Raw genomic sequence first — 888 nt, 5'->3', positions numbered from 1 at the left:
TTACTCGATGATCTTGGCGACGACGCCGGCGCCGACGGTGCGGCCACCCTCACGGATGGCGAAGCGCAGGCCTTCTTCCATCGCGATCGGGGCGATCAGCTTGACGGTGATGCTGACGTTGTCGCCCGGCATCACCATCTCCTTGTCCTTGGGCAACTCCACCGCACCCGTCACGTCCGTCGTGCGGAAGTAGAACTGCGGCCGGTAGTTGTTGAAGAACGGCGTGTGGCGCCCTCCCTCTTCCTTGCTCAGCACGTAGATCTCCGCCGTGAAGTGCGTGTGCGGCTTGACCGAACCCGGCTTGCACAGCACCTGGCCGCGCTCGACGTCTTCGCGCTTGGTGCCGCGCAGCAGAATGCCCACGTTGTCGCCCGCCTGGCCCTGGTCCAGCAGCTTGCGGAACATCTCCACGCCCGTGCAGGTCGTCTTTTGCGTCGGCTTGATGCCAACGATTTCGATTTCCTCGCCCACCTTGATGATGCCGCGCTCGACCCGGCCCGTCACCACCGTGCCGCGGCCCGAGATCGAGAACACGTCTTCGACCGGCATCAGGAACGCGCCGTCCACCGCACGCTCCGGCGTCGGGATGTAGCTGTCCAGCGCATCGGCCAGCTTGAAGATCGCCTGCTCGCCCAGCTCGCCCTTGTCGCCTTCCAGCGCCAGCTTCGCGCTGCCGTGGATGATCGGGGTCGCGTCGCCGGGGAAGTCGTACTTGTCCAGCAGCTCGCGCACCTCCATCTCGACCAGCTCGAGCAGCTCGGCGTCGTCCACCATGTCGCACTTGTTCAGGAACACGATGATGTACGGCACGCCCACCTGGCGCGCCAGCAGGATGTGCTCGCGCGTCTGCGGCATCGGGCCGTCAGCGGCCGAGCACACCAGAATCGC

The 888-nt window shown here is 65.7% G+C and carries 1 protein-coding gene; it reads right to left on the bottom strand.

Annotated elements, in window-relative coordinates:
* A partial coding sequence (tuf, locus tag AC0N04_RS18210; protein WP_474283991.1) for an elongation factor Tu occupies positions 1–888 on the bottom strand: 888 nt, incomplete at its 5' end.

It is taken from the genome of Ideonella sp. sgz306126 (genome assembly GCF_056032705.1).
This window is presented reverse-complemented; position numbering and strand designations above follow the sequence as displayed.